Source organism: Pontibacter fetidus (assembly GCF_010119545.1).
GTDB classification, from domain to species: domain Bacteria; phylum Bacteroidota; class Bacteroidia; order Cytophagales; family Hymenobacteraceae; genus Pontibacter; species Pontibacter fetidus.
Map to the genome: position 1 here is coordinate 111,946 of NZ_JAAEAA010000010.1, position 23,523 is coordinate 135,468.

Consider the following 23,523-nt stretch of genomic DNA (forward strand, 5'->3'; position numbering starts at 1 on the left):
AATGACCAGGGAAGAAAAAGAGATAATTGTACAAGACCTGAGCGAAAAGTTAGCAAACACTAGCTATTTCTATATCACTGATGCTTCTACTATGACAGTTGCAAGTATCAACCAATTCAGGAGAATGGCTTTCGATAGAGGCCTGGAATACAAAGTTTACAAGAACACATTAATTAAGAAAGCTTTAGATACTTTGGACGCTGATACATCTGCACTTGCAGAAGTATTAAAAGGTTCTTCAGGTATCCTGTTTTCTACTGAGTCAGGCAATGCTCCGGCAAAGCTTATCAAAGACTTTAGGAAAAAAGGTCACACGCTTCCACTTTTAAAGGGTGCCTTTATTGATAGCGGTATTTATGTTGGCGAAAACCAGCTAGATACATTATCAACAATCAAGTCTAAGTTTGAGCTGATCGCTGATGTAATTGCATTACTTCAGTCTCCTGCTAAGAATGTTATTTCTGGCCTTCAGGGTGGTGGTAACAAACTTGCCGGAATTCTTAAAACTCTATCTGAAAAAGAATAATTTTTTAAAAACGTAATCAATAAGTAACTTTTAATTTCAATAAAAATGGCAGATTTAAAAGCATTCGCTGAGCAGTTAGTAAACTTAACTGTGAAAGAAGTTAACGAACTAGCTACAATCCTTAAGGACGAATACGGTATCGAGCCAGCTGCTGCTGCTCCAGTAATGGTTGCTGGTGGTGGTGCTGCTGAAGGTGGAGCTGCTGCAGAAGAAAAAACTTCTTTTGACGTAATCCTTAAATCAGCAGGTGCATCTAAACTAGCAGTTGTTAAACTTGTTAAAGAACTTACAGGTCTTGGCCTGAAAGAAGCTAAAGAAGTAGTTGATGCTGCTCCGAAGCCTCTTAAAGAAGGTGTAGCTAAAGACGAAGCAGAATCACTGAAGAAAGCTTTAGAAGAAGCTGGTGCTGAAGTGGAGATCAAATAATCTCACTTTATCAACATATCGAGAACAGGTAGACCTGGCGGATTAGTCAGGTCTTTTCCTGTTTGTATACGGATTCAAATATGAATCCTTTTTTTGCCAATAGCTAAGCGTAGCTTTGGTAGCTCGGAACTTATTGTAAACGTTAAATTTCCATGGCCTTGGCTAAGAATAAAACGACAGAGCGTATAAATTTTGCCTCTATCACTCCGGTAATAGACTATCCTGACTTCTTAGATGTTCAGTTACAGTCGTTCCGTGACTTCTTTCAGTTGGAAACAGCAGCTGAAAATAGAGCACAGGAAGGTTTGTTCAAAGTATTTGCTGAGAACTTCCCGATCTCCGATTCGCGTGAGAACTTCGTTCTGGAGTTCATTGACTATCACGTTGATCCCCCTAAATATTCTGTAGATGAAAGTATTGACAGAGGATTAACTTATTCTGTTCCACTTAAAGCTAAACTTCGTCTTATCTGTAATGATGAGGATAACGAGGACTTTGAGACGATCGAGCAGGAAGTTTTCCTGGGTAATATACCATACATGACTGAGAAAGGCTCCTTTGTTATCAATGGGGCTGAACGTGTTATAGTATCTCAGTTGCACAGATCTCCAGGTGTATTCTTTGCTCAGAGCAAGCATACTAACGGTACTAAACTATATTCTGCCAGAATTATTCCTTTTAAAGGTTCTTGGGTTGAATTCGCAACAGACGTTAATAACGTAATGTATGCATATATCGACCGTAAGAAGAAGTTCCCGGTAACAACACTTCTACGTGCCATAGGCTACGGAACAGACAAGGATATACTTGACCTGTTCGGTTTATCGGAAGAAGTGCCTGCGAACAAAACAAACCTTAAAAATGCGGTTGGTAGAAAGTTAGCTGCCCGTGTATTAAAGACATGGACAGAAGACTTTGTAGATGAAGATACTGGTGAAGTAGTTTCTATTGACCGTAACGAGGTATTACTGGAGCGTGATTCTGAGATAACGGCAGATGATATCAATGTTATAGTTGACTCAGGTGTTAAGTCAGTTGTGTTACACCGTGAGAATGTAAACATTGCTGATTACGCCATCATCTATAATACACTCCAGAAAGATAACTCAAACTCAGAGCAGGAAGCAGTAGAGCAGATCTACCGTCAGTTGCGTAACACTGAAGCGCCAGACGTAGAGACAGCCCGTGATATTATCCAGAAGCTATTCTTCTCTGATAAGCGTTATGACCTAGGCGAAGTTGGACGTTACAGAATCAACAAAAAGCTAGGTAAAGATACTAACTGGGAAGCGAAGGTATTAACGAATGACGATATCGTTCTGATCGTTAAGTATCTGATCGGCTTGATCAACTCGAGAGCGGTAGTGGATGATATTGACCACTTGAGTAACCGTCGTGTAAGAACAGTAGGTGAGCAGTTATATGCACAATTTGGTGTAGGTCTGGCACGTATGGCCAGAACCATCAAAGAGCGTATGAACGTTCGAGATAACGAAGACTTCAAGCCGGTTGATCTGATCAACGCGCGTACACTTTCTTCTGTGATCAACTCGTTCTTCGGTACAAACCAGCTTTCTCAGTTCATGGACCAGACGAACCCGCTGGCAGAGGTGACGCATAAGCGTCGAGTATCTGCACTGGGGCCAGGTGGTCTTTCTAGAGAGCGTGCCGGTTTCGAGGTACGTGACGTTCACTATACACACTACGGTCGCCTTTGTACTATCGAGACTCCTGAAGGTCCGAACATTGGTCTGATCTCTTCACTATGCGTTCATGCCCGAGTAAACCACATGGGCTTTATCGAAACACCTTATCGTAAGGTAGTTGACGGTATAGTTAACGTGGCCGGTGAAGTAGAATACCTGACTGCTGAGGAAGAAGATACGCACCACATTGCTCAGGCTAACGCTGTGATCGATGAGAAAGGTAACTTCATCAACGATAGAGTAAAAGGTAGATTCGAAGGTGACTTCCCAGTAGAGGAACCATCTACTTATACATACATGGACATCGCGCCAAACCAGATTGTTTCTGTAGCGGCTTCAATGATTCCATTCCTTGAGCACGATGATGCTAACCGTGCCCTGATGGGTTCGAATATGCAGCGCCAGGCAGTTCCACTTCTGAAGCCACAGGCTCCTATAGTTGGTACAGGTCTGGAAGGAAGAGCAGCCATTGACTCAAGAGCGCTGGTTATAGCTGAAGGCGACGGTGTAATTGATTTCGTAGACTCAACTAAGATCGTTGTTAAATACGACCTTACCGATGAAGAGAAACTGGTTTCATTCGATGCTGAATATGTAACTTATAAACTGATCAAATTCCGCAGAACTAACCAGGACACATGCATCAACCTGACTCCTCTTGTGAGAACAGGCCAGCGTGTAACTAAAGGTCAGCCATTGTGCGAAGGTTATGCAACTAACGATGGTGAACTAGCACTAGGCCGTAACTTACAGGTTGCGTTCATGCCTTGGCAAGGTTATAACTTTGAGGATGCGATCGTTATTTCTGAAAAAGTAGTACGCGATGACGTATTTACTTCTATTCACATTGAGGAGTTTGAACTGGAAGTTCGTGAAACGAAACGTGGTGAAGAAGAATTAACTTCTGAGATACCGAACGTTAGCGAAGAGGCAGTTCGTAACCTGGATGAGAATGGTATCATCAGAATAGGTGCTGAAGTTAAAGAAGGAGACATTCTGATTGGTAAGATCACTCCTAAAGGGGAAACTGATCCGACTCCAGAAGAAAAACTTCTTCGTGCCATCTTCGGTGATAAAGCCGGTGATGTGAAAGATGCTTCGCTTAAGGCGCCTCCATCACTGAATGGTGTTGTTATTGAAACTAAGTTGTTCTCTCGTCCTAAGAAGGATAAAAACCTTAGAGCAAAATCTAAGAAAGAGGTTGAAGAACTTAAGGTTAAATATTCAAGAGACCTAATCGCTATTAAAAATGTAATGGTTGATAAACTAGTTGACTTACTGGAAGGTAAGACGACACAGGGTATCAAGCACAAGTTTGGCGATGAGATCTTAACAAAAGGTTCTAAGTTCAGCAGAAAGAACATCGTAGAAGCTTTATTCCCTGAGAAGAATCCTTACAAGGATGAAAGCAACTATGCCGTTCCGGAAGAAGTGAATATGTTCAAGGATCTGATCCTTGAGAACTGGACAAGCGACGAAAAAACCAACAACATGCTATTGGAGTTGGTGAAGAACTATACCAAGCGTCGTAATATCATTTCAGCACACTTTAAGCGTGAACGTTTCACACTGGAAGTAGGAGATGAGTTACCGGCAGGTATCGTGCAACTGGCTAAAGTTTACATCGCGAAGAAGCGCAAGCTGAAAGTAGGTGATAAGATGGCTGGTCGTCACGGTAACAAAGGTATAGTTGCCCGTATCGTTCGCGACGAAGATATGCCATTCCTGGAAGATGGAACTCCGATGGACATTGTGCTTAACCCGCTTGGTGTACCTTCGAGGATGAACATCGGTCAGATCTATGAAACTGTACTTGGATGGGCTGGTTTAAGATTAGGTCGTAAATACGCGACTCCAATCTTCGACGGTGCTTCAGAAGAGCAGGTTTCTGCCGAGTTGACAGAAGCAGGGCTGCCAAGATTTGGTAGAACTTATCTATTCGATGGTTTGTCTGGTGATAGATTCGACCAGCCGGTAACAGTGGGTGTAATCTACATGCTGAAACTAGGTCACTTAGTTGATGATAAGATGCACGCTCGTTCTATCGGACCATACTCATTGATTACGCAGCAGCCATTGGGTGGTAAAGCCCAGTTTGGTGGTCAGCGTTTCGGTGAGATGGAGGTGTGGGCACTGGAAGCCTTCGGTGCTTCTAACGTGCTGCAGGAAATACTTACAGTTAAATCGGATGACGTTATCGGCCGTGCGAAAGCTTATGAAGCGATTGTAAAAGGCGATGTGTTGCCAAAACCAAATATCCCGGAATCATTCAACGTATTGATTCACGAATTAAGAGGTCTGGCATTAGAGATAACGTTGGAGTAATAAAGTACAGGCGCTCTGGAGAAATCCGGAGCGCTTAACTTACTTTATAAAAACGCATAGCTGTAAAGCAAATAAGTTGTATCGATATTATTAGAATAATATGGCATTTGCAAAAACCAAAAAGCTAACTCAGGACTTCTCAAAAGTAACGATAAGCTTGGCTTCTCCAGAGTCAATTCTGGAGCGTTCCAACGGAGAGGTAGTTAAGCCTGAGACCATAAATTATAGAACCTATAAGCCTGAAATGGGTGGTTTATTCTGCGAAAGAATATTCGGACCTGTAAAGGACTGGGAATGCCACTGCGGAAAGTATAAAAGAATCAGATACAAAGGTATCATCTGCGACCGTTGCGGTGTAGAGGTAACTGAAAAGAAAGTGCGTCGTGAGCGTATGGGCCATATTGAGCTTGTTGTTCCTGTAGCACATATCTGGTACTTCAAATCTCTTCCAAACAAAATTGGTTATCTGTTAGGCTTACCAACTAAGAAGCTTGACCAGATCATCTATTACGAAAGATATGTAGTTATCCAGCCGGGTATTCTGGCAGAAGACGGTGTAAATACACTGGACTTCCTGACAGAAGATGAATACCTGGATATGGTTGACAAGCTACCACGTGAGAACCAGATGTTGGATAACAATGATCCAAATAAGTTCATCGCGAAAATGGGTGCTGAAGCATTACAGATGTTACTGGAGCGCACGAACCTTGATGACCTGTCATACGAGCTTCGTCATGCCGCCGCTCACGAAACTTCGCAGCAGCGTAAAGCTGAGGCGTTGAAGCGTCTTCGTGTAGTAGAAGCATTCCGTGATGCTGCAACAAGAATTGAGAACAGACCTGAATGGATGATCATCCGCATGGTGCCTGTTATCCCGCCAGAACTTCGTCCGCTTGTTCCGTTAGATGGTGGCCGTTTTGCTACGTCTGACTTGAACGACCTTTACCGTCGTGTTATCATCCGTAACAACCGTCTGAAGCGTCTGATCGAGATCAAAGCTCCTGAAGTAATTCTTCGTAACGAGAAGCGTATGCTGCAAGAAGCGGTAGACTCCCTGTTCGACAACTCACGTAAAGTGAACGCTGTTCGTGCTGAAGGTAACCGTGCGCTGAAATCACTATCAGATATGCTGAAAGGTAAGCAGGGACGTTTCCGTCAGAACTTACTTGGTAAGCGTGTTGACTACTCTGGCCGTTCGGTAATTGTGGTTGGGCCTGAACTGAAGCTTCATGAGTGCGGTCTGCCTAAGAACATGGCAGCTGAGCTTTTCAAGCCGTTCATCATCCGCAAGCTGATCGAAAGAGGTATAGTTAAGACTGTAAAGTCAGCTAAGAAAATTGTAGACCGTAAGGACCCTGTAGTTTGGGATATCCTGGAGAATGTGCTGAAAGGCCATCCGGTACTCCTTAACCGTGCTCCTACACTACACAGACTTGGTATACAAGCATTCCAGCCAAAACTGATCGAAGGTAAGGCAATCCAGTTACACCCACTTGTGTGTACGGCATTCAACGCCGACTTTGACGGTGACCAGATGGCGGTGCACGTTCCACTTGGACCTGCTGCAATCTTGGAAGCCTCTATGCTGATGCTTGCTTCGCACAACATCCTTAACCCTGCTAACGGTGCTCCAATTGCAGTACCTTCTCAGGACATGGTTCTAGGTTTATACTATGTAACCAAAGGAAAGCGTAGCACAGAGAACGAAACTATCAAAGGAGAAGGTATGAGCTTCTATTCTCCTGAAGAAGTTATTATTGCTATCAACGAAGGTCGCCTTTCAAAGCATGCACACATTAGAGTGCGTGTTAACGTGAAAAACGAGAAAGGGGAAATTGAGAATAAATTAACAGAAACAGTAGCTGGTCGTGTATTATTCAACCAATTCGTTCCTGCAGAAGTTGGATACATTGATGAATTACTGACGAAGAAAAAACTTCAGCAGGTAATTTCCCGCGTGTTCAAAGAGACAGGTATGGCTCGTACCGCTCACTTCCTGGATGATATCAAAACACTAGGCTTCCAGTCTGCTTACAAAGGCGGTCTGTCAATGGGCCTTGGTGATATCAATATCCCGGCAGAGAAAGAAGTATTGGTTGAGCAGGCTAAGAAAGATGTAGATGCTGTATGGCAAAACTACTCGATGGGTCTGATCACAGATAACGAGCGTTACAACCAGGTTATCGATATCTGGACACGTATCAACAACCAAATTACTGAAACGTTAATGCGTCGTCTGGAAAATGAAGATCAGGGCTTTAACTCTATCTTCATGATGATGCACTCAGGAGCCCGTGGTTCAAGAGAGCAGATCCGTCAGCTGGGTGGTATGCGTGGTCTGATGGCGAAGCCTCAGAAATCATTACAGGGTTCAGTAGGTGAAATTATAGAAAACCCGATCCTTTCTAACTTTAAGGAAGGTCTGGATGTAATCGAGTACTTCATCTCTACACACGGTGCTCGTAAAGGTCTTGCCGATACGGCTCTTAAAACGGCGGATGCTGGTTACCTGACTCGTCGTCTGGTAGACGTGTCGCAGGACGTGATTGTGAACGAGGAAGACTGCGGTACATTGCGTGGTCTGGAAGTTAGTGCACTTAAGGATAACGAAGATATAGTTGAGTCTCTGTCTGAGCGTATCCTTGGTCGTGTAACTGTACACGATGTTTATGATCCAATTACGAATGAACTTATAGTTGAGTCTGGTTCAGAGATCACAGAAGAAGTAGCACGTGATATTGAAAACACAGCTATTGAGTTTGTAGAGATCCGTTCGGTACTTACTTGTGAGTCTAAGCGTGGTATCTGTGCTAAATGCTACGGCCGTAACCTGGCAACAGGCTTTATGGTGCAGAAAGGTGAAGCAGTAGGTGTAATTGCAGCTCAGTCAATTGGTGAGCCAGGTACACAGCTGACACTACGTACATTCCACGTGGGTGGTACGGCATCTAACATTGCGGTAGAAGCAACTATAAAAGCTAAATTCTCTGGTAAGATCGAGTATGAAGACGTGCGTACAATCGACACGATCAACAACGAAGGTGAACCAGTGAAAGTAGTTATGGGACGTTCCGGTGAAGTGAAAATAGTCGACCCAAATACTGGCAAACTATATATCTCTAACCACGTGCCTTATGGTTCATTCCTGACTGTAACAGATGGTCAAACTATAGAAAAAGGGGATAATATCTGTAGCTGGGATCCATATAACGCAGTTATACTTTCAGAGTTTGATGGTACAGTTGCATATGAGTCGATCATTGAAGGTATCACTTACCGTGAGGAGTCAGATGAGCAGACAGGTTACCGTGAAAAAGTTATTATCGATACAAAAGATAAGACACAGAACCCGGCTATACTTGTAAATCCTAAGAATGGTGAATCAAAAGGATATAACATTCCGGTTGGTGCACATATCGTGGTGGAAGATGGCGAGAAAATCAAAGCGGGACATATCCTGGTGAAGATACCTCGTGCAATTGGTAAAACACGTGACATTACGGGTGGTCTGCCACGAGTTACCGAATTATTCGAAGCGCGTAACCCTTCTAACCCGGCCGTTGTGTCTGAAATTGATGGTGTTGTAACATATGGTAGCGTGAAGCGTGGTAACCGTGAAATCTTCATTGAGTCGAAAGATGGCGTGAAGAAGAAATACATGGTTCCACTTTCGAAGCACATCCTCGTTCAGGACAATGACTTCGTTCGTGCAGGTATGCCATTATCAGATGGTGCTATAACGCCTACAGATATTCTGAATATCCAAGGACCGGGTGCAGTACAGGAGTACCTGGTAAATGAGATACAGGAAGTATATCGTCTGCAGGGTGTGAAGATCAATGACAAGCACATTGAAGTCGTGGTTCGCCAGATGATGCAGAAAGTAGTGATACTTGATCCGGGTGATACTAGCTTCCTGGAACATCAGGTGGTGGATAAGATTATGTTCATGGAAGAGAACGACCGCATCATCGATATGAAAGTTGTTGAAGAAGCAGGTGATTCAGCTACGATGAAGCCAGGCCAGATAGTTACAGCACGTCGTTTACGTGATGAAAACTCAAGTCTGAAGCGTCGTGACCTGAGACTGGTAACGGTTAGAGATGCGTCACCGGCAGTATCTCGCCCAACCTTGCAAGGTATAACGCAGGCATCATTAGGTACGCAAAGCTTTATCTCAGCAGCATCGTTCCAGGAAACTACAAAAGTACTGAGCGAAGCAGCTATTAAGGGTAAAGCAGATGAGCTGTTAGGTCTGAAAGAGAACGTAATTGTTGGTCACCTGATCCCGGCTGGTACTGGATTGAAAGAGTATCAGAAACTGATCGTGGGTAGCCAGGAAGAGTACGATTCGTTGACAGAGTCTAAAAGAACATCAGCTAAAACTAAACAGCAGGCACTGCAAAATAAATAAGGTATAACATGGCAGAAGAACAGCAAAACCAGAATCAAATAAACATTGAGTTAACGGAAGAGGTAGCAGAAGGGCAGTATGCCAACTTAGCTATGATTGCTCATTCCAGCAGCGAATTTGTTATTGATTTTATTCGTCTGATGCCAGGTTTGCCTAAAGCAAAAGTAAAATCAAGAGTTGTTATCACACCAGAGCATGCTAAGAGATTATTAGCAGCTCTGGCTGATAACATCAAAAAATACGAAAGTAGCTTTGGTGATATCAAGCAGGCAAATGAAACACCGTCTTTCCCGATGAACTTCGGAGGAACAGTTGGTGAAGCATAAGATGCTAATAATTAAATAATTAAAATTTTGAAATTGCAAAGTGATTTTTATACCTTTGCAGTCCAAAAATTAAAGTGGAAAAATCTATAATTAACAGATTGTAAATGCCTACTATACAGCAATTAGTAAGAAAAGGCAGAGAGAAACTGACTTCAAAGTCAAAGTCTCCAGCCTTGGATTCATGCCCGCAGCGTCGTGGAGTATGTACAAGAGTATATACTACAACGCCAAAGAAACCAAACTCTGCAATGCGTAAAGTTGCAAGGGTAAGATTAACAAATGGTAAAGAGGTGAACGCCTACATACCAGGTGAAGGACATAACCTACAGGAACACTCAATTGTTCTGATCAGAGGTGGTAGAGTAAAAGACCTTCCAGGTGTTCGTTACCACATCGTACGTGGTGCACTGGATACAGCAGGTGTAAACGGCCGTCTTCAGTCACGTTCTAAGTACGGTGCTAAGAGACCTAAACCAGGACAAGCGCCAGCAGCTGCCGGAAAAGGTAAAAAGAAATAATAAATAGCATTTAATACAATGAGAAAAGCAAAGCCGAAGAGTAGAATTCTCCTTCCAGATCCAAAATATAAAGAAACATTAGTAACACGTTTTGTAAACTACCTAATGGTAGATGGCAAGAAAAGTGTTGCTTATGGTATCTTCTATGATGCTGTAGATCTAGTAGAGCAAAGAACAAAAGAAAACGGTCTTGAAACTTGGAAGAAGGCATTGAATAACATCATGCCTAGTGTAGAAGTTAAAAGCCGTCGTGTAGGAGGAGCTACTTTCCAAGTGCCGACTGAGGTTCGTCCGGACCGCAGAGTATCTCTGGGAATCAAATGGATGATTTCCTACTCACGCAAGAGAGGTGAGAAGACAATGAAAGATAAATTAGCAGGTGAAATTATTGCAGCTGCTAAGGGTGAAGGTGCTGCCGTTAAGAAAAAAGACGATACGCACAGAATGGCAGAAGCGAACAAAGCATTCTCACACTTTAGATTCTAGTAATGGCAAGAGACTTAAAATATACCAGAAATATTGGTATTGCTGCGCACATCGATGCTGGTAAAACCACTACAACTGAGCGTATTCTTTATTATACAGGTAAATCTCACAAGTTAGGTGAAGTACACGAAGGTGGAGCTACAACTGACTGGATGGAACAGGAGCAGGAGCGTGGTATTACAATCACATCTGCGGCTGTAACTGTAAACTGGCCATATAGAGGCAACGATTACCATATCAACATCATTGATACGCCAGGTCACGTAGACTTTACTGTAGAAGTGAACCGCTCACTTCGTGTTCTTGATGGTCTTGTGTTCCTTTTCAGTGCTGTTGATGGCGTAGAGCCTCAGTCAGAAACGAACTGGAGACTTGCTGACAACTATAAAGTTGCTCGTCTTGGTTTCGTTAACAAAATGGACCGTTCGGGTGCTGACTTCCTTGCTGTTTGTAAGCAGGTGAAAGAAATGCTTGGCAGCAATGCTGTAGCTTTACAGTTACCTATTGGTTCAGAAGATAACTTTAAAGGAGTTGTTGACTTAGTAAACTTCCGTGGTATCGTTTGGAATGAATCAGATAAAGGTATGACCTTCACTGAGGTTCCTATTCCGGATGATATGTTGGAGGAAGCTGAAGAGTACAGAGAGAAACTTCTTGAAGCAGTAGCTGAGTACGACGAATCTTTGATGGAGAAATACTTCGAAGATCCTAACTCAATTACAGAAGCTGAAATCTTAGCTGCACTTCGTGCTGCAACTATAGATATGGCAATTGTTCCGATGCTTTGTGGTTCTTCTTTCAAGAACAAAGGTGTTCAGACAATGCTTGACTATGTAATGGCCCTTTTACCATCGCCGATGGACAAAGAAAGCATCATAGGTACAAACCCTGATACGGATGCTGAAGTAGCAAGAAAACCATCAGCAAGCGATCCATTTGCTGGTTTAGCATTTAAAATTGCTACTGACCCTTATGTAGGTCGTCTTTGCTTTGTTCGTGCATACTCAGGTGTTCTTGAGTCAGGTTCTTATGTGTTCAATACGCGTTCAAATAACAAGGAGCGTATCTCGCGTATTTTCCAGATGCATGCCAACAAGCAAAACCAGATCGAAAGATTGGAAGCTGGTGATATTGCAGCGGTAGTAGGTTTCAAGGATATCAAAACTGGTGACACGCTTTGCGATCAGAACCATAAGATCGTTCTTGAATCTATGGAGTTCCCAGAGCCGGTTATCGGATATGCAATTGAGCCTAAAACTCAGGCTGACTCTGATAAAATGGGTATGGCAATCGCTAAGCTTGTGGAAGAAGATCCAACGCTACAGGTAAATACTGATGAGGAAACTGGTCAGACTATCCTGAGAGGTATGGGTGAACTACACCTGGAGATCATCATTGACCGTATGAAGCGTGAGTTCAAAGTTGAATTGAACCAGGGTGCTCCACAGGTTGCTTACAAAGAAACTATCACTAAGAAGGTTGAGCACCGCGAAGTGTTCAAGAAGCAGTCAGGTGGTCGTGGTAAGTTTGCCGACATCGTATTTGAGATGGGGCCACGTGAAGATGGTAAGCAGGGTCTTGAATTCGAAAACGCTATTGTAGGTGGTGTTATCCCAAGAGAATTCATTCCAGCTGTACAGAAAGGTTTCGAAGAAGCGATGAAGAACGGTATTCTTGCCGGTTTCCCTATCGATTCAATGAAAGTACGTCTGTTCCATGGTTCATTCCACGATGTTGACTCTGACTCATTATCATTTGAATTAGCAGCGCGTCAAGGTTTCAAAGAAGCAGGTAAGCAGTGTGCTCCTAAACTTCTAGAGCCGATCATGGCGGTTGATGTTGTTACTCCAGATGAGTACACAGGTCCTGTAACAGGTGACCTGAACAGAAGAAGAGGTATCATGAAAGGTATGGATACAAAAGGTACATCAACTGTAGTAAAAGCAGATGTTCCGTTATCAGAACTTTTCGGTTATGTTACTGACCTTCGTACAATAACATCAGGTAGAGCTACAGCTTCTTTAACTTTCTCACATTATGAGCAAGTACCACAGAACTTAGCAGATGGCATCATTGCCAAAATTAAAGGAACATCAGCTAAATAGTTGTTACAAAAATGAATCAGAAAATAAGAATTAAATTAAAGTCTTACGATCACAATTTAGTTGATAAGTCATCTGAGAAGATCGTTAAAGCAGTAAAAGCAACAGGAGCTATAGTTAGTGGTCCGATTCCACTTCCAACTGAGAAAGATAAATTTACTGTGTTGAGATCACCACACGTAAATAAAAAGTCTCGTGAGCAGTTCCAGTTATGTACTTACAAGAGATTAGTAGATATTTATTCAACTAGCTCTAAAACAGTAGATGCACTAATGAAGCTAGAGTTACCAAGCGGTGTTGATGTAGAGATCAAAGTTTGATAAACTCACAATCCAATAAAAAAAGAGAACCATAGCAATATGGTTCTCTTTTTTTATGACCTGATTAAGAATATTTTACAGAAGAGTTGTTAAGAAATATTTATTTTTCTTAACTTTGCACTCCCTTAGCTAAAGCTATGGGGTGATAATATTGTATCCATCTATAAAAAACAAGTTGAATGCCTGGAATTATCGGTAAAAAAATCGGAATGACAAGCCTCTTCACACCAGATGGTAAAAACATACCAGTAACGCTTATTCAAGCAGGACCGTGTGTTGTTACTCAGGTGAAGACGGTAGAGAACGATGGCTATGCTGCAGTACAGCTTGGCTTCGGTGACAAGAAGCTGAAAAGAGTAACAAAAGCAGAAGCTGGTCATTACAAGAAAACTAATACGGCTCCTAAGAAAAAGGTTGCAGAATTTGATGCAGAAGGTGTGTCATTAAATGCAGGAGATGTGGTTGACGCCAGCCTTTTCATTGAAGGTGAGTTTGTTGATGTGGTAGGAACATCAAAAGGTAAAGGCTTTCAGGGTGTTGTAAAACGCCATGGCTTTGCTGGTGTTGGTGGTCAGACGCACGGTCAGCACAACAGGGCAAGACACCCAGGTTCAATTGGTGCATGTTCTTGGCCATCAAGAGTATTCAAGGGAATGCGAATGGCAGGTAGAACAGGCGGTAACAGAGTTACTATCCAAAACCTGACAATCATGCGAGTTATCGCTGATAAAAATCTTTTAGTAGTTAGCGGCTCTGTACCAGGTGCCAAAAACTCTTACGTTTTAATCGAGAAATAAAATGGAGCTTTCTGTATTGAATATTAAAGGTGAAGATACAGGTAGAAAGATCGCTCTTTCTGATGCTGTATTTGGCGCTGAGCCAAATGAGCATGCAATGTATCTTGACGTGAAACAGTACCTGGCTAATCAAAGACAAGGTACTCATAAATCTAAAGAGCGTAACGAAGTAGCCGGATCTACCAAAAAGATCAAAAAACAAAAGGGTACTGGTGGCGCAAGAGCTGGTAGCATTAAGTCGCCACTATTTGTAGGTGGTGGTAGAGTGTTTGGCCCTAAGCCAAGAAACTATAGCTTCAAACTTAACAAGAAGCTTAAGAATGTGGCAAGAGTATCTGCTCTTTCTCAGTTAGCTAAAGATAACAGAGTTGCTCTATTAGAGTCATTCTCTTTAGAAGCACCAAAAACTAAGGAGTTTATATCTATACTTAACAACATTAAATCTACAGGTAAAACGCTGGTTGTGATACCATCAGTAGATCAGAACATTGTTTTGTCAGGTAGAAACATCCCTAAAGTAAAAGTGGCAACAGCTGCAGATCTTAATACTTACGACTTGCTTAATGCAGAAAGAGTAGTATTACTTGAAGAGTCTGTTAATATTATTGAAAACCTCTTAAGCAATAAGTAATGAACGTACTTAAAAGACCGCTTGTGACGGAAAAATACACTGCCATGAACGAAGTAGGAAAGTATGCTTTTGAGGTTGAGAAGAAAGCCAATAAAGTTGAAATCAAAAAGGCAGTCGAAAAGCTTTATGGTGTAACTGTAACAAGCGTTGCAACCATGAGATCAATTGGTAAGACTAAAACCAAATATACCAAATCTGGTGCGGTTACAGGTCGTACATCCCTGATCAAAAAAGCAATAGTAACCTTGAAAGAAGGTGAAATGATCGATTTTTATAGCGGAATATAATTAATCAAAAATGGCTTTAAAAAAGTTAAGACCAACAACACCAGGTCAAAGATTTAGAGTAGCGCCAGCCTTCGATGAAGTAACGGCAACAGCTCCTGAAAAATCTTTGTTGGCACCTCTAAAAAAATCTGGTGGACGCAACAATTCAGGTAGAATGACTATGCGCTATATGGGCGGTGGTCATAAGCGTAAGTACAGAATGATTGATTTCAAAAGAACGAAGCATGGCGTGCCTGCAACGGTGAAATCAATCGAGTACGATCCCAACCGTACAGCTCGTATTGCATTAGTTTATTATGCAGACGGTGAGAAGAGCTATATCATTGCTCCAACTGGTATCCAGGTAGGTTCTATTATAGTTTCGGGTCCAGGTAATGCTCCTGAAATAGGTAACTGCCTTCCTTTATCTGATATTCCTCTAGGTACTATCATCCACAACATTGAGTTACAGCCTGGTCAAGGTGCAATTCTTGCTAGAAGCGCGGGCTCTTATGCTCAGCTTGTTGCTCGTGAAGGAAGATATGCTACAATCAAATTGCCATCTGGCGAATTGAGAATGGTGCTTGTTAACTGCTATGCAACTGTTGGTACAGTTTCTAACTCAGACCATATGAACGTGAAGCTTGGTAAAGCTGGTCGTAACAGATGGTTAGGTAAACGTCCAAGAGTACGTGGTGTTGCGATGAACCCAGTCGATCACCCTATGGGTGGTGGTGAAGGTAAATCTTCAGGTGGTCACCCACGCTCACGTAAAGGTTTATATGCGAAAGGTCTTAAGACCCGTAACACAAACAAGCATTCTGAAAAGTTAATAGTTAATAGAGGAAAGAAAAAATAAATGGCTAGATCATTAAAAAAAGGGCCTTATATTGACTATAGGCTCGAGAAAAAAGTAGTTGCGATGAACGATGCCGGCAAAAAGACGGTTATCAAAACTTGGTCGCGCAGATCAATGATTTCTCCTGATTTCGTAGGTCATACATTTGCTGTACATAATGGTAATAAGTTTATACCAGTTTATGTAACAGAAAACATGGTAGGCCATAAGCTTGGTGAATTTGCACCAACAAGAAACTTTAGAGGTCACATAGCTAAAAAAGATAAAGGCAAGCGATAACCATGGAAGCAGTAGCTAAATTAAATAATGTGCCTACGTCTCCGCGTAAGATGAGATTAGTGGCAGATATGGTACGCGGTAAAAGCGTAGCAAAAGCCTTAGGTATACTTAAGTTTGAGCCTAATTCAGGTGCAGCTAAGCTAGAGAAACTTCTTTTGTCTGCTTTATCAAACTGGCAGCAAAAGAATGAAGATGCTCAGATTGAAGATGCAAACCTGTACATTAAAACGATCTTTGTTGATGAAGGAAAGATGCTGAAGCGTCTTCGTCCGGCTCCTCAGGGCCGTGGATACCGCATCAGAAAGAGATCAAACCATGTAACTCTGGTAATTGACAGCATGACTGAAGAGCAACTGGAGCAGAAATCTAAGAAATCTAAAAAAGCCAATAAGTAAGAATATGGGACAGAAAGTAAATCCGATCGGTTTTCGCCTAGGAGTTATCAAAGGTTGGGATTCTAACTGGTATGGTGGAAAAGATTTCGCTGAGAAGCTTGTTGAAGATGAGAAGATCAGAAAATATATTTTAGCTCGTATCCCGAAAGGCGGTATTTCTAAAATTATCATTGAAAGAACTCTTAAGCGTATCACAATTACTATTAACACTGCTCGTCCGGGTGTTGTTATCGGTAAAGGTGGACAGGAAGTTGACAAGATCAAGGAAGAACTTAAGAAGCTTACAAACAAAGATGTTCAAATCAACATTTTTGAAATTAAGCGTCCTGAGTTAGATGCTAAACTGGTAGGCGAGTCTATCGCTCAACAGTTACAAGCACGTATTTCCTTCCGTCGTGCAATGAAGCAGGCAATTGCTTCTGCGTTACGTGTAGGTGCTGAAGGTATTAAAGTGCAGGTTTCAGGTCGTTTAGGCGGTGCTGAGATGGCGCGTACTGAGCACTATAAAGAAGGAAGAACTCCACTTCATACACTTCGTGCTGATATTGACTATGCTTTATCTGAAGCTCAGACTGTTTACGGTAAGCTTGGAATTAAAGTATGGGTATTTAAAGGTGAAGTATATGGTAAGAAAGATCTGACTCCAAATGCTGGATTAGAAAGCAAAGGACCAGGAGCATCTTCACAGGGAGGTGACAGACGCAATGCAGGAGGTAACCGCAAGAAAACAGACGGTGGTGCTCCAAAACGCAGAGATAATAAGCGTCGTCAGTAATTGATTGTTAACATTATAGAGTTTTAGAAAATGTTACAGCCGAAAAGGACTAAATATAGAAAAATGCAAAAAGGTCGTGTGACTGGTCTTGCTCACAGAGGAAGCACCATTTCATTCGGATCGTTTGCAATCAAATCGCTTGAAGCATCATGGATCACTAGCCGTCAGATAGAGGCAGCCCGTATAGCGATGACAAGAGCAATGAAACGTGAAGGACAAGTTTGGATCAGAATCTTCCCTGATAAGCCAGTTACGAAAAAGCCTGCAGAGGTTCGTATGGGTAAGGGTAAGGGTTCTCCAGAGTATTGGGTAGCCGTGGTTAAGCCAGGTACGATTATGTTCGAATCTGATGGAGTATCTCTTGATGTTGCTAAAGAATCATTACGCTTAGCAGCACAGAAGTTACCTGTTAAAACAAAGTTTGTAGTACGTAGAGATTACGTTGAGAAGTAGTAATATGAAAAATTCAGAAATAAAAGCTTTGTCTTTAGAGGAACTACAAGAGAAGCTTAACACTGAGAAGACCAACATGCAGAACCTGCGTTTTGCTCATGCAATATCTCCATTGGAAAACCCAATGAAAATTCGTGAGTCTAAAGCAACAATAGCACGTCTAAATACTGAGTTGCGTCGTCGTGAAATTGAAGCTAACTCTTAATACTTAAACAAAATGGAAGAGAGAAATCTTAGAAAAGAAAGAAGTGGTAAGGTTGTTAGCAACAAAATGGACAAATCTATCACTGTGCTTGTTGAGAGCAAAATGAAACACCCGATCTACGGGAAGTTTGTTAACAAGTCAACAAAGTTCATGGCACACGACGAAAAAAACGAATGCAATATCGGTGACACGGTACGTATTCAGGAAACTCGTCCGCTTAGCAAGAACAAGAACTGGCGTTTAGTTGAAATTATAGAAAGAGCTAAGTAAGATGATACAGCAAGAGTCAAGATTAACTGTAGCTGACAATAGTGGTGCAAAGGAAGTCCTTTGTATCCGTGTCCTTGGTGGAACAGGTAAGAAATACGCATCTATTGGTGACCGTATTGTTGTAACTGTAAAGTCTGCCTTGTCTTCTGGTAACGTTAAAAAAGGAACAGTTTCTAAAGCTGTTATAGTTAGAACGAAGAAAGAAATCAGAAGAAAAGATGGTTCTTATATTCGTTTCGATGATAACGCAGCTGTACTGCTTAACGCGAACAATGAACCACGCGGAACGCGTATCTTTGGTCCAGTAGCTCGTGAACTTCGTGAAAAACAATTCATGAAGATTGTTTCACTTGCCCCTGAAGTTCTATAAATCCTAATTCACAGAAAAGATGAATAAGAAAAAACTTCATGTTAAAACTGGCGATACGGTAAAAGTAATTGCTGGTGATGAGCGCGGTAAGACAGGCCGCATCACATCTGTATTGACAGATAAAAATAAAGTAGTAATAGAAGGATTGAACCTGGTAACGAAACATACTAAACCAAGTGCTAAAAATCCTCAGGGTGGTATCTCTAAAGTTGAAGCTCCTATACATGCGAGCAATGTAGCTATAGTTGATCCAAAGTCTGGTGAAACCATCAAGACTGCCAAGAGAAAAAATAGCCAAGGCAAAACTGAACGTTACTCTAAAAAAACAGGAGAAGTAATCTAAGATGGCAACTGCAAGATTTAAAGAAAAATATCAGAAGGAGGTAGTGCCTGCCCTGAAAGAAAAGTTCCAGTATAAGAACGTAATGCAGGTGCCAAAAATTACTAAAATCTCCATTAACAAAGGTATCGGTTCTGCTGTAGCTGATAAAAAATTAGTAGACATTGGTGTAGAAGAGCTTACGACTATCACAGGTCAGAAAGCTGTAGCTACAATCGCTAAAAAGTCTGTATCTAACTTTAAGCTTCGTGAAGGTATGCCGATCGGAGCACGCGTTACTTTAAGAGGTGAGAAAATGTATGAATTCTTAGACAGACTTCTTACTATTGCTCTTCCTCGTGTACGTGACTTCAGAGGTGTAAGTGATAAAGGCTTTGACGGAAGAGGTAACTATACTTTAGGTGTTAAAGAGCAGATCATTTTCCCAGAGATCAGCATTGATAAAATTAAATCCATAAGTGGTATGGACATAACTTTTGTTACAACAGCTAACACTGATGAAGAAAGTTATGAACTGTTAAAAGCTTTTGGAATGCCTTTCACAAACATTAAAAAGTAACAGCAATGGCGAAAGAAGCAATAAAAGCAAGAGAGCTTAAAAGACAGAAAACTGTAGCAAAATATGCTGCTAAAAGAGCTGAATTGAAAGCTAAGGGAGATTATGAAGGCTTAGATAAATTACCTAAGAATGCATCTCCTATCAGATTGCATAACAGATGCAAGTTATCTGGCAGACCACGTGGTTACATGAGAAAGTTTGGCATCTCGCGTGTACTGTTCAGAGATTTAGCTCTGGCAGGTAAAATTCCTGGTGTAACAAAGTCGAGCTGGTAATTTTTCCGATATCTATACTATAGATAAAGAAAAAATAATTATCTTTGCGGCTCGCTTAGAAAAAAGCGATCATTATTTAAGTCATTCATAATGAACTCAGATCCAATAGCAGATTATTTAACTCGAGTGCGTAATGCTATAAAAGCTAACCACAGAATAGTTGAAATACCGTCTAGCAACATTAAAAAGGAAATTACAAAAGTACTGTACGATAAAGGGTACATTCAGAACTATAAGTTCGAAGACTCTGAAGTACAGGGAACCATTAAAATAGCTCTGAAATACAATCCTTCAACAAAACAATCAGCAATTGTTAAGTTAGAAAGAATTAGTAAGCCAGGTCTTCGTAAGTATGCAGGTAGCGAAGAGCTTCCTCGTGTATTGAATGGTTTAGGTGTAGCCATTATATCAACTTCTAAAGGCGTGATGACTGACAAGGAAGCACGCACTCAGAATATTGGTGGCGAAGTATTATGTTATGTATACTAATTAGGAGGATAGACAATGTCACGTATAGGAAAATTGCCAATCAACCTGCCTAACAATACAGAAGTTTCAGTTGATGATAAAAATGTAGTTACAGTTAAAGGACCTAAAGGTTCTTTGACTACATTAGTTGATGCTGATATCATTGTAAAAACAGAGGATAATCAGGTTATAGTTGAAAGACCAACTGAGCAGAAGCGTCACAAAGCAATGCATGGCCTTTACAGATCACTTATCAATAATATGGTAATTGGTGTAAGTGAAGGTTATAAAGAGCAACTAGAGCTAGTGGGTGTTGGTTATAAAGCATCAATGCAGGGTCAGATACTTGAGCTTTCATTAGGTTATTCACACAACATATTCTTATCTCTTCCATCTGAGATTTCAGCGACTGCTGTGACTGAAAAAGGTAAAGCACCTGTTATTACTTTAGAAAGTAATGATAAGCAACTTTTAGGTCAGGTAGCTGCTAAAATCAGATCATTACGTAAGGTTGAGCCTTACAAAGGAAAAGGTATCCGATTTGTTGGTGAAGTTGTAAGAAGAAAAGCTGGTAAGACAGCATCTAAATAATCATCATCATGTCTGCTAATAAAGTACAAAGAAGATCAAGAATTAAGAAAAGCATCAGAAGAAAGATAGCTGGTACATCAGTAAAACCAAGACTATCTATTTTCAGAAGTAATCGTGTAATTTATGCACAGATTATTGATGATGTAGCTGGTGTAACACTTGCTGCAGCTTCATCAGCAAAACTAGATGATGCTACAAAAGCAAATGTTGAAACTGCTTCTAAAGTAGGTAAAGAAATTGCTTCAAAAGCCCTGGAAAAAGGTATTACGGAAGTAGTATTTGATAGATCAGGTTACCTATACCACGGAAAAGTTAAATCATTGGCTGACGGAGCTAGAGAAGCTGGCCTTAAATTCTAAATATTATGTTGAAGAACAATATACGTAGTGTAAAGGCTAGCGAAATCGAGCTAAAAGAGAGAGTAGTAGCTATTAACAGAGTTGCCAAAGTTGTTAAAGGTGGTAGAAGATTTAGCTTCGCTGCTATAGTTGTGGTAGGTGACGGTAATGGAGTTGTAGGTTATGGTTTAGGTAAAGCTAACGAAGTAACTGATGCTATTGCTAAAGGTATTGATGATGCTAAGAAGAATCTTGTTAAGGTTCCTCTATATCATCACACTGTTCCACATCCAATGGAAGGTAAGTACTCTGGTGGTTATGTGCTTGTTAAGCCAGCTGCTGCCGGTACAGGTGTAATTGCAGGTGGTGCAATGCGTGCAGTACTTGAAAGTGCCGGAATAAAAGACGTACTTTGCAAATCAAAAGGTTCATCTAACCCACACAACGTGGTTAAGGCGACGTTTGATGCACTTGCAAAAATGCGTGATCCATTAGCAGTTGCGCAGCAAAGAGGAGTTAATTTACAGAAAGTATTTAATGGTTAATGTCATGGCGAAAGTAACTATAACACAAGTTAAAAGCATTATTGACAGACCTAAAAACCAGAAGCTTACTATTCAAGCTTTAGGCTTAGGCAAAATCAATAAATCAGTTACTGTAGAGTATACTCCACAGATTGCTGGTATGGTAAACAAAGTTCAGAATTTGATCGAAGTAAAAGAGCAATAAAATGTATTTACATTCATTACAACCTGCTGAAGGAGCTGTTAAGTCTAGAAAAAGACTTGGCCGTGGTACCGGATCTGGTAGAGGTGGTACTTCTACAAGAGGTCATAAAGGTGCTAAGTCTCGTTCAGGTTACTCACAAAAATCAGGATTTGAAGGTGGTCAGATGCCACTTCAGAGACGTGTTCCTAAGTTTGGATTTAAGAACATAAACCGCGTTGAATACAAAGCTATCAACCTGGATGTTCTACAGTCTTTAGCAGAGAGCACTGGTGAAACAGTTCTTAACTTTGATTTCTTCAAAGCACATGGATTAGTTTCTAAAAGCAACAAAGTTAAAATATTGGGTAGAGGTGAGTTAAATAAAGCAGTTGAGGTTCATGCTCATGCTTTCTCTCAGACAGCTACATCTATCATTGAAAAAGCAGGCGGTAAAATAGTAGCTATCTAATCTGTATGAAGAAGTTTTTAACAACAATAAAGAACATATTTGCTATTGATGATCTACGTGTTAGAATACTCAATACAATCGGTTTTATAGCAATATTCAGACTTGGTTCTTATGTTGTTCTTCCTGGTGTTGATCCTAATCAATTAAAAGCTAACACTGCCGGTTTATTTGGCTTGTTAGATACTTTCTTAGGTGGTGCATTTAGCAATGCATCCATCTTTGCTTTAGGTATCATGCCATACATATCAGCTTCGATCGTACTACAGCTATTAACAATTGCTGTCCCTTATTTTCAGAAAATGCAGAAGGAGGGTGAGTCCGGTAGAAAAAAAATCAACCAGATCACCCGAGTTCTTACCATTGTTATCACTTTAGCACAGGCTGTAGGCTTTGTTGCCACAATCAACGCTGAAGCTATTGCTATCAATACTACCTTATTCACAATTACATCGATGATCGTACTTACAGCAGGTACTATCTTCTGTATGTGGATTGGTGAGAAAATTACAGATAAAGGTATAGGTAATGGTATATCTATGCTGATTATGATAGGGATTGTTTCCAGATTCCCTGGAGCACTTGCAGCCGAATTCTTATCAAAACAATTGAATGGCGCTTTACTATTCTTGTTTGAATTAGCAGTATTGTTCTTTGTTGTCATGTCTGTTATTATGCTGACTCAGGCTATTAGAAGAATACCAGTACAATATGCTAAACAAGTTGGTGGTAGCTCTTTATACAGTGGACAGCGTCAATTTATCCCTCTTAAAGTAAATGCTGCTGGTGTAATGCCCATTATTTTTGCCCAGTCATTAATGTTCCTGCCTTCTATGATCGCTGGTTTATGGGCTGATCAAAGCGAAACTGCTAACTATATAGGTTCTACTTTCTCGGACTTTACTTCTTGGCAGTATAACTTAGTATTTGGACTTTTGATCCTTATTTTCACTTATTTCTATACTGCGATCAGTGTTGATCCTAATAGAATTGCGGAAGACTTGAAAAGAAGTGGTGGTTTTGTACCGGGAGTTAAGCCAGGTAAAGCAACTTCTGAGTACATTGATGCTATTTTAACCAGAATTACTCTGCCAGGCGCTATATTCCTTGCTCTTGTTGCTATTTTCCCTGCAATTGCAATGATGTTTGGTATTACAAGAGAGTTCTCTCAGTTCTTTGGAGGAACATCACTAATAATTATGGTTGGTGTTGTATTAGATACTCTTCAGCAAATCGAAAGTTACTTGTTAATGCGTCATTATGATGGTATGATGAAGTCAGGTAAGTTAAGAGGGAGAACTGAAAATATTGCGATGGTATCTTAAT

Annotated in this window: 30 protein-coding genes; all 30 read left to right on the forward strand. The window is 41.0% G+C overall.

Annotated features, from left to right (window positions below):
- Position 1 precedes the first annotated feature (1 nt).
- The 30 genes from rplJ to secY all read left to right on the forward strand — a co-directional run bounded on the left by rplJ (position 2) and on the right by secY (position 23,522).
- Positions 2–526, forward strand: coding sequence for a 50S ribosomal protein L10 (gene rplJ, locus GWO68_RS09485; protein ID WP_162346200.1), 525 nt, complete (start codon positions 2–4; stop codon positions 524–526).
- A 45-nt stretch (positions 527–571) separates the two neighbouring features.
- Entirely contained in the window at positions 572–952 is a 381-nt protein-coding gene (gene rplL / locus GWO68_RS09490; RefSeq protein ID WP_162346201.1) for a 50S ribosomal protein L7/L12, read from the forward strand.
- Positions 953–1,104: 152 nt separating this feature from the next.
- Positions 1,105–4,983 (forward strand): DNA-directed RNA polymerase subunit beta, encoded by a 3,879-nt coding sequence (gene rpoB / locus GWO68_RS09495; protein WP_162346202.1) that lies wholly within the window; start codon positions 1,105–1,107, stop codon positions 4,981–4,983.
- 100 nt (positions 4,984–5,083) lie between these two features.
- On the forward strand, positions 5,084–9,400 hold the full coding sequence (gene rpoC / locus GWO68_RS09500; RefSeq protein WP_162346203.1) for a DNA-directed RNA polymerase subunit beta': 4,317 nt from the start codon (positions 5,084–5,086) through the stop codon (positions 9,398–9,400).
- An 8-nt stretch (positions 9,401–9,408) separates the two neighbouring features.
- Positions 9,409–9,726, forward strand: a complete 318-nt coding sequence (locus tag GWO68_RS09505; protein WP_162346204.1) for a DUF3467 domain-containing protein — start codon at positions 9,409–9,411, stop codon at positions 9,724–9,726.
- A 104-nt stretch (positions 9,727–9,830) separates the two neighbouring features.
- Entirely contained in the window at positions 9,831–10,244 is a 414-nt protein-coding gene (rpsL, locus tag GWO68_RS09510; RefSeq protein ID WP_162346205.1) for a 30S ribosomal protein S12, read from the forward strand.
- A gap of 18 nt (positions 10,245–10,262) precedes the next feature.
- Positions 10,263–10,730: a 30S ribosomal protein S7 gene (rpsG, locus tag GWO68_RS09515; RefSeq protein ID WP_162346206.1), complete on the forward strand. Its 468-nt coding sequence runs from the start codon at positions 10,263–10,265 to the stop codon at positions 10,728–10,730.
- 2 nt (positions 10,731–10,732) lie between these two features.
- Positions 10,733–12,835 carry an elongation factor G gene (gene fusA, locus GWO68_RS09520; RefSeq protein ID WP_162346207.1) on the forward strand — a complete coding sequence of 701 codons (2,103 nt, stop codon included), beginning with the start codon at positions 10,733–10,735 and terminating at the stop codon, positions 12,833–12,835.
- Between the two features lie 11 nt (positions 12,836–12,846).
- A complete protein-coding gene (rpsJ, locus tag GWO68_RS09525) occupies positions 12,847–13,152 on the forward strand; it encodes a 30S ribosomal protein S10 (RefSeq protein ID WP_007654312.1) in 306 nt (101 codons plus the stop codon).
- Between the two features lie 179 nt (positions 13,153–13,331).
- Positions 13,332–13,949, forward strand: coding sequence for a 50S ribosomal protein L3 (gene rplC, locus GWO68_RS09530; protein WP_162346208.1), 618 nt, complete (start codon positions 13,332–13,334; stop codon positions 13,947–13,949).
- A gap of 1 nt (position 13,950) precedes the next feature.
- Positions 13,951–14,580, forward strand: coding sequence for a 50S ribosomal protein L4 (gene rplD / locus GWO68_RS09535; RefSeq protein WP_162346209.1), 630 nt, complete (start codon positions 13,951–13,953; stop codon positions 14,578–14,580).
- Positions 14,580–14,867: a 50S ribosomal protein L23 gene (gene rplW, locus GWO68_RS09540; RefSeq protein WP_162346210.1), complete on the forward strand. Its 288-nt coding sequence runs from the start codon at positions 14,580–14,582 to the stop codon at positions 14,865–14,867. The genes rplD and rplW overlap by 1 nt, the downstream gene beginning before the upstream one ends.
- A 10-nt stretch (positions 14,868–14,877) precedes the next feature.
- Complete coding sequence (gene rplB / locus GWO68_RS09545; protein ID WP_162346211.1) at positions 14,878–15,705, forward strand: 50S ribosomal protein L2; 828 nt, start codon at positions 14,878–14,880, stop codon at positions 15,703–15,705.
- The gene (gene rpsS / locus GWO68_RS09550; protein WP_162346212.1) at positions 15,706–15,984 is read left to right on the forward strand and encodes a 30S ribosomal protein S19; all 279 of its coding nucleotides are present in this window, start codon (positions 15,706–15,708) and stop codon (positions 15,982–15,984) included.
- Between the two features lie 2 nt (positions 15,985–15,986).
- Entirely contained in the window at positions 15,987–16,379 is a 393-nt protein-coding gene (gene rplV / locus GWO68_RS09555) for a 50S ribosomal protein L22 (RefSeq protein WP_162346213.1), read from the forward strand.
- A gap of 4 nt (positions 16,380–16,383) precedes the next feature.
- Positions 16,384–17,154 carry a 30S ribosomal protein S3 gene (gene rpsC, locus GWO68_RS09560; RefSeq protein ID WP_162346214.1) on the forward strand — a complete coding sequence of 257 codons (771 nt, stop codon included), beginning with the start codon at positions 16,384–16,386 and terminating at the stop codon, positions 17,152–17,154.
- Between the two features lie 30 nt (positions 17,155–17,184).
- Positions 17,185–17,607: a 50S ribosomal protein L16 gene (rplP, locus tag GWO68_RS09565; RefSeq protein WP_162346215.1), complete on the forward strand. Its 423-nt coding sequence runs from the start codon at positions 17,185–17,187 to the stop codon at positions 17,605–17,607.
- 4 nt (positions 17,608–17,611) lie between these two features.
- A complete protein-coding gene (rpmC, locus tag GWO68_RS09570; protein ID WP_162346216.1) occupies positions 17,612–17,812 on the forward strand; it encodes a 50S ribosomal protein L29 in 201 nt (66 codons plus the stop codon).
- Between the two features lie 12 nt (positions 17,813–17,824).
- Positions 17,825–18,082 carry a 30S ribosomal protein S17 gene (gene rpsQ, locus GWO68_RS09575; RefSeq protein ID WP_162346217.1) on the forward strand — a complete coding sequence of 86 codons (258 nt, stop codon included), beginning with the start codon at positions 17,825–17,827 and terminating at the stop codon, positions 18,080–18,082.
- A gap of 1 nt (position 18,083) precedes the next feature.
- Positions 18,084–18,452, forward strand: a complete 369-nt coding sequence (gene rplN, locus GWO68_RS09580) for a 50S ribosomal protein L14 (protein ID WP_018476849.1) — start codon at positions 18,084–18,086, stop codon at positions 18,450–18,452.
- 19 nt (positions 18,453–18,471) lie between these two features.
- On the forward strand, positions 18,472–18,795 hold the full coding sequence (gene rplX, locus GWO68_RS09585; RefSeq protein ID WP_162346218.1) for a 50S ribosomal protein L24: 324 nt from the start codon (positions 18,472–18,474) through the stop codon (positions 18,793–18,795).
- A gap of 1 nt (position 18,796) precedes the next feature.
- Positions 18,797–19,351, forward strand: a complete 555-nt coding sequence (gene rplE, locus GWO68_RS09590) for a 50S ribosomal protein L5 (protein WP_162346219.1) — start codon at positions 18,797–18,799, stop codon at positions 19,349–19,351.
- A 5-nt stretch (positions 19,352–19,356) separates the two neighbouring features.
- A complete protein-coding gene (rpsN, locus tag GWO68_RS09595; RefSeq protein WP_162346220.1) occupies positions 19,357–19,626 on the forward strand; it encodes a 30S ribosomal protein S14 in 270 nt (89 codons plus the stop codon).
- 90 nt (positions 19,627–19,716) lie between these two features.
- Positions 19,717–20,115: a 30S ribosomal protein S8 gene (gene rpsH / locus GWO68_RS09600; RefSeq protein WP_162346221.1), complete on the forward strand. Its 399-nt coding sequence runs from the start codon at positions 19,717–19,719 to the stop codon at positions 20,113–20,115.
- 15 nt (positions 20,116–20,130) lie between these two features.
- Positions 20,131–20,685: a 50S ribosomal protein L6 gene (gene rplF, locus GWO68_RS09605; RefSeq protein ID WP_162346222.1), complete on the forward strand. Its 555-nt coding sequence runs from the start codon at positions 20,131–20,133 to the stop codon at positions 20,683–20,685.
- An 8-nt stretch (positions 20,686–20,693) separates the two neighbouring features.
- Positions 20,694–21,044, forward strand: a complete 351-nt coding sequence (gene rplR, locus GWO68_RS09610) for a 50S ribosomal protein L18 (RefSeq protein ID WP_162346223.1) — start codon at positions 20,694–20,696, stop codon at positions 21,042–21,044.
- A 5-nt stretch (positions 21,045–21,049) separates the two neighbouring features.
- Positions 21,050–21,568, forward strand: a complete 519-nt coding sequence (gene rpsE, locus GWO68_RS09615; protein WP_162346224.1) for a 30S ribosomal protein S5 — start codon at positions 21,050–21,052, stop codon at positions 21,566–21,568.
- A gap of 4 nt (positions 21,569–21,572) precedes the next feature.
- The gene (gene rpmD, locus GWO68_RS09620; protein WP_187031466.1) at positions 21,573–21,752 is read left to right on the forward strand and encodes a 50S ribosomal protein L30; all 180 of its coding nucleotides are present in this window, start codon (positions 21,573–21,575) and stop codon (positions 21,750–21,752) included.
- A 1-nt stretch (position 21,753) separates the two neighbouring features.
- Positions 21,754–22,200: a 50S ribosomal protein L15 gene (gene rplO, locus GWO68_RS09625; RefSeq protein ID WP_162346226.1), complete on the forward strand. Its 447-nt coding sequence runs from the start codon at positions 21,754–21,756 to the stop codon at positions 22,198–22,200.
- 5 nt (positions 22,201–22,205) lie between these two features.
- Positions 22,206–23,522 (forward strand): preprotein translocase subunit SecY, encoded by a 1,317-nt coding sequence (secY, locus tag GWO68_RS09630; protein WP_162346227.1) that lies wholly within the window; start codon positions 22,206–22,208, stop codon positions 23,520–23,522.
- Position 23,523: the final 1 nt, after the last annotated feature.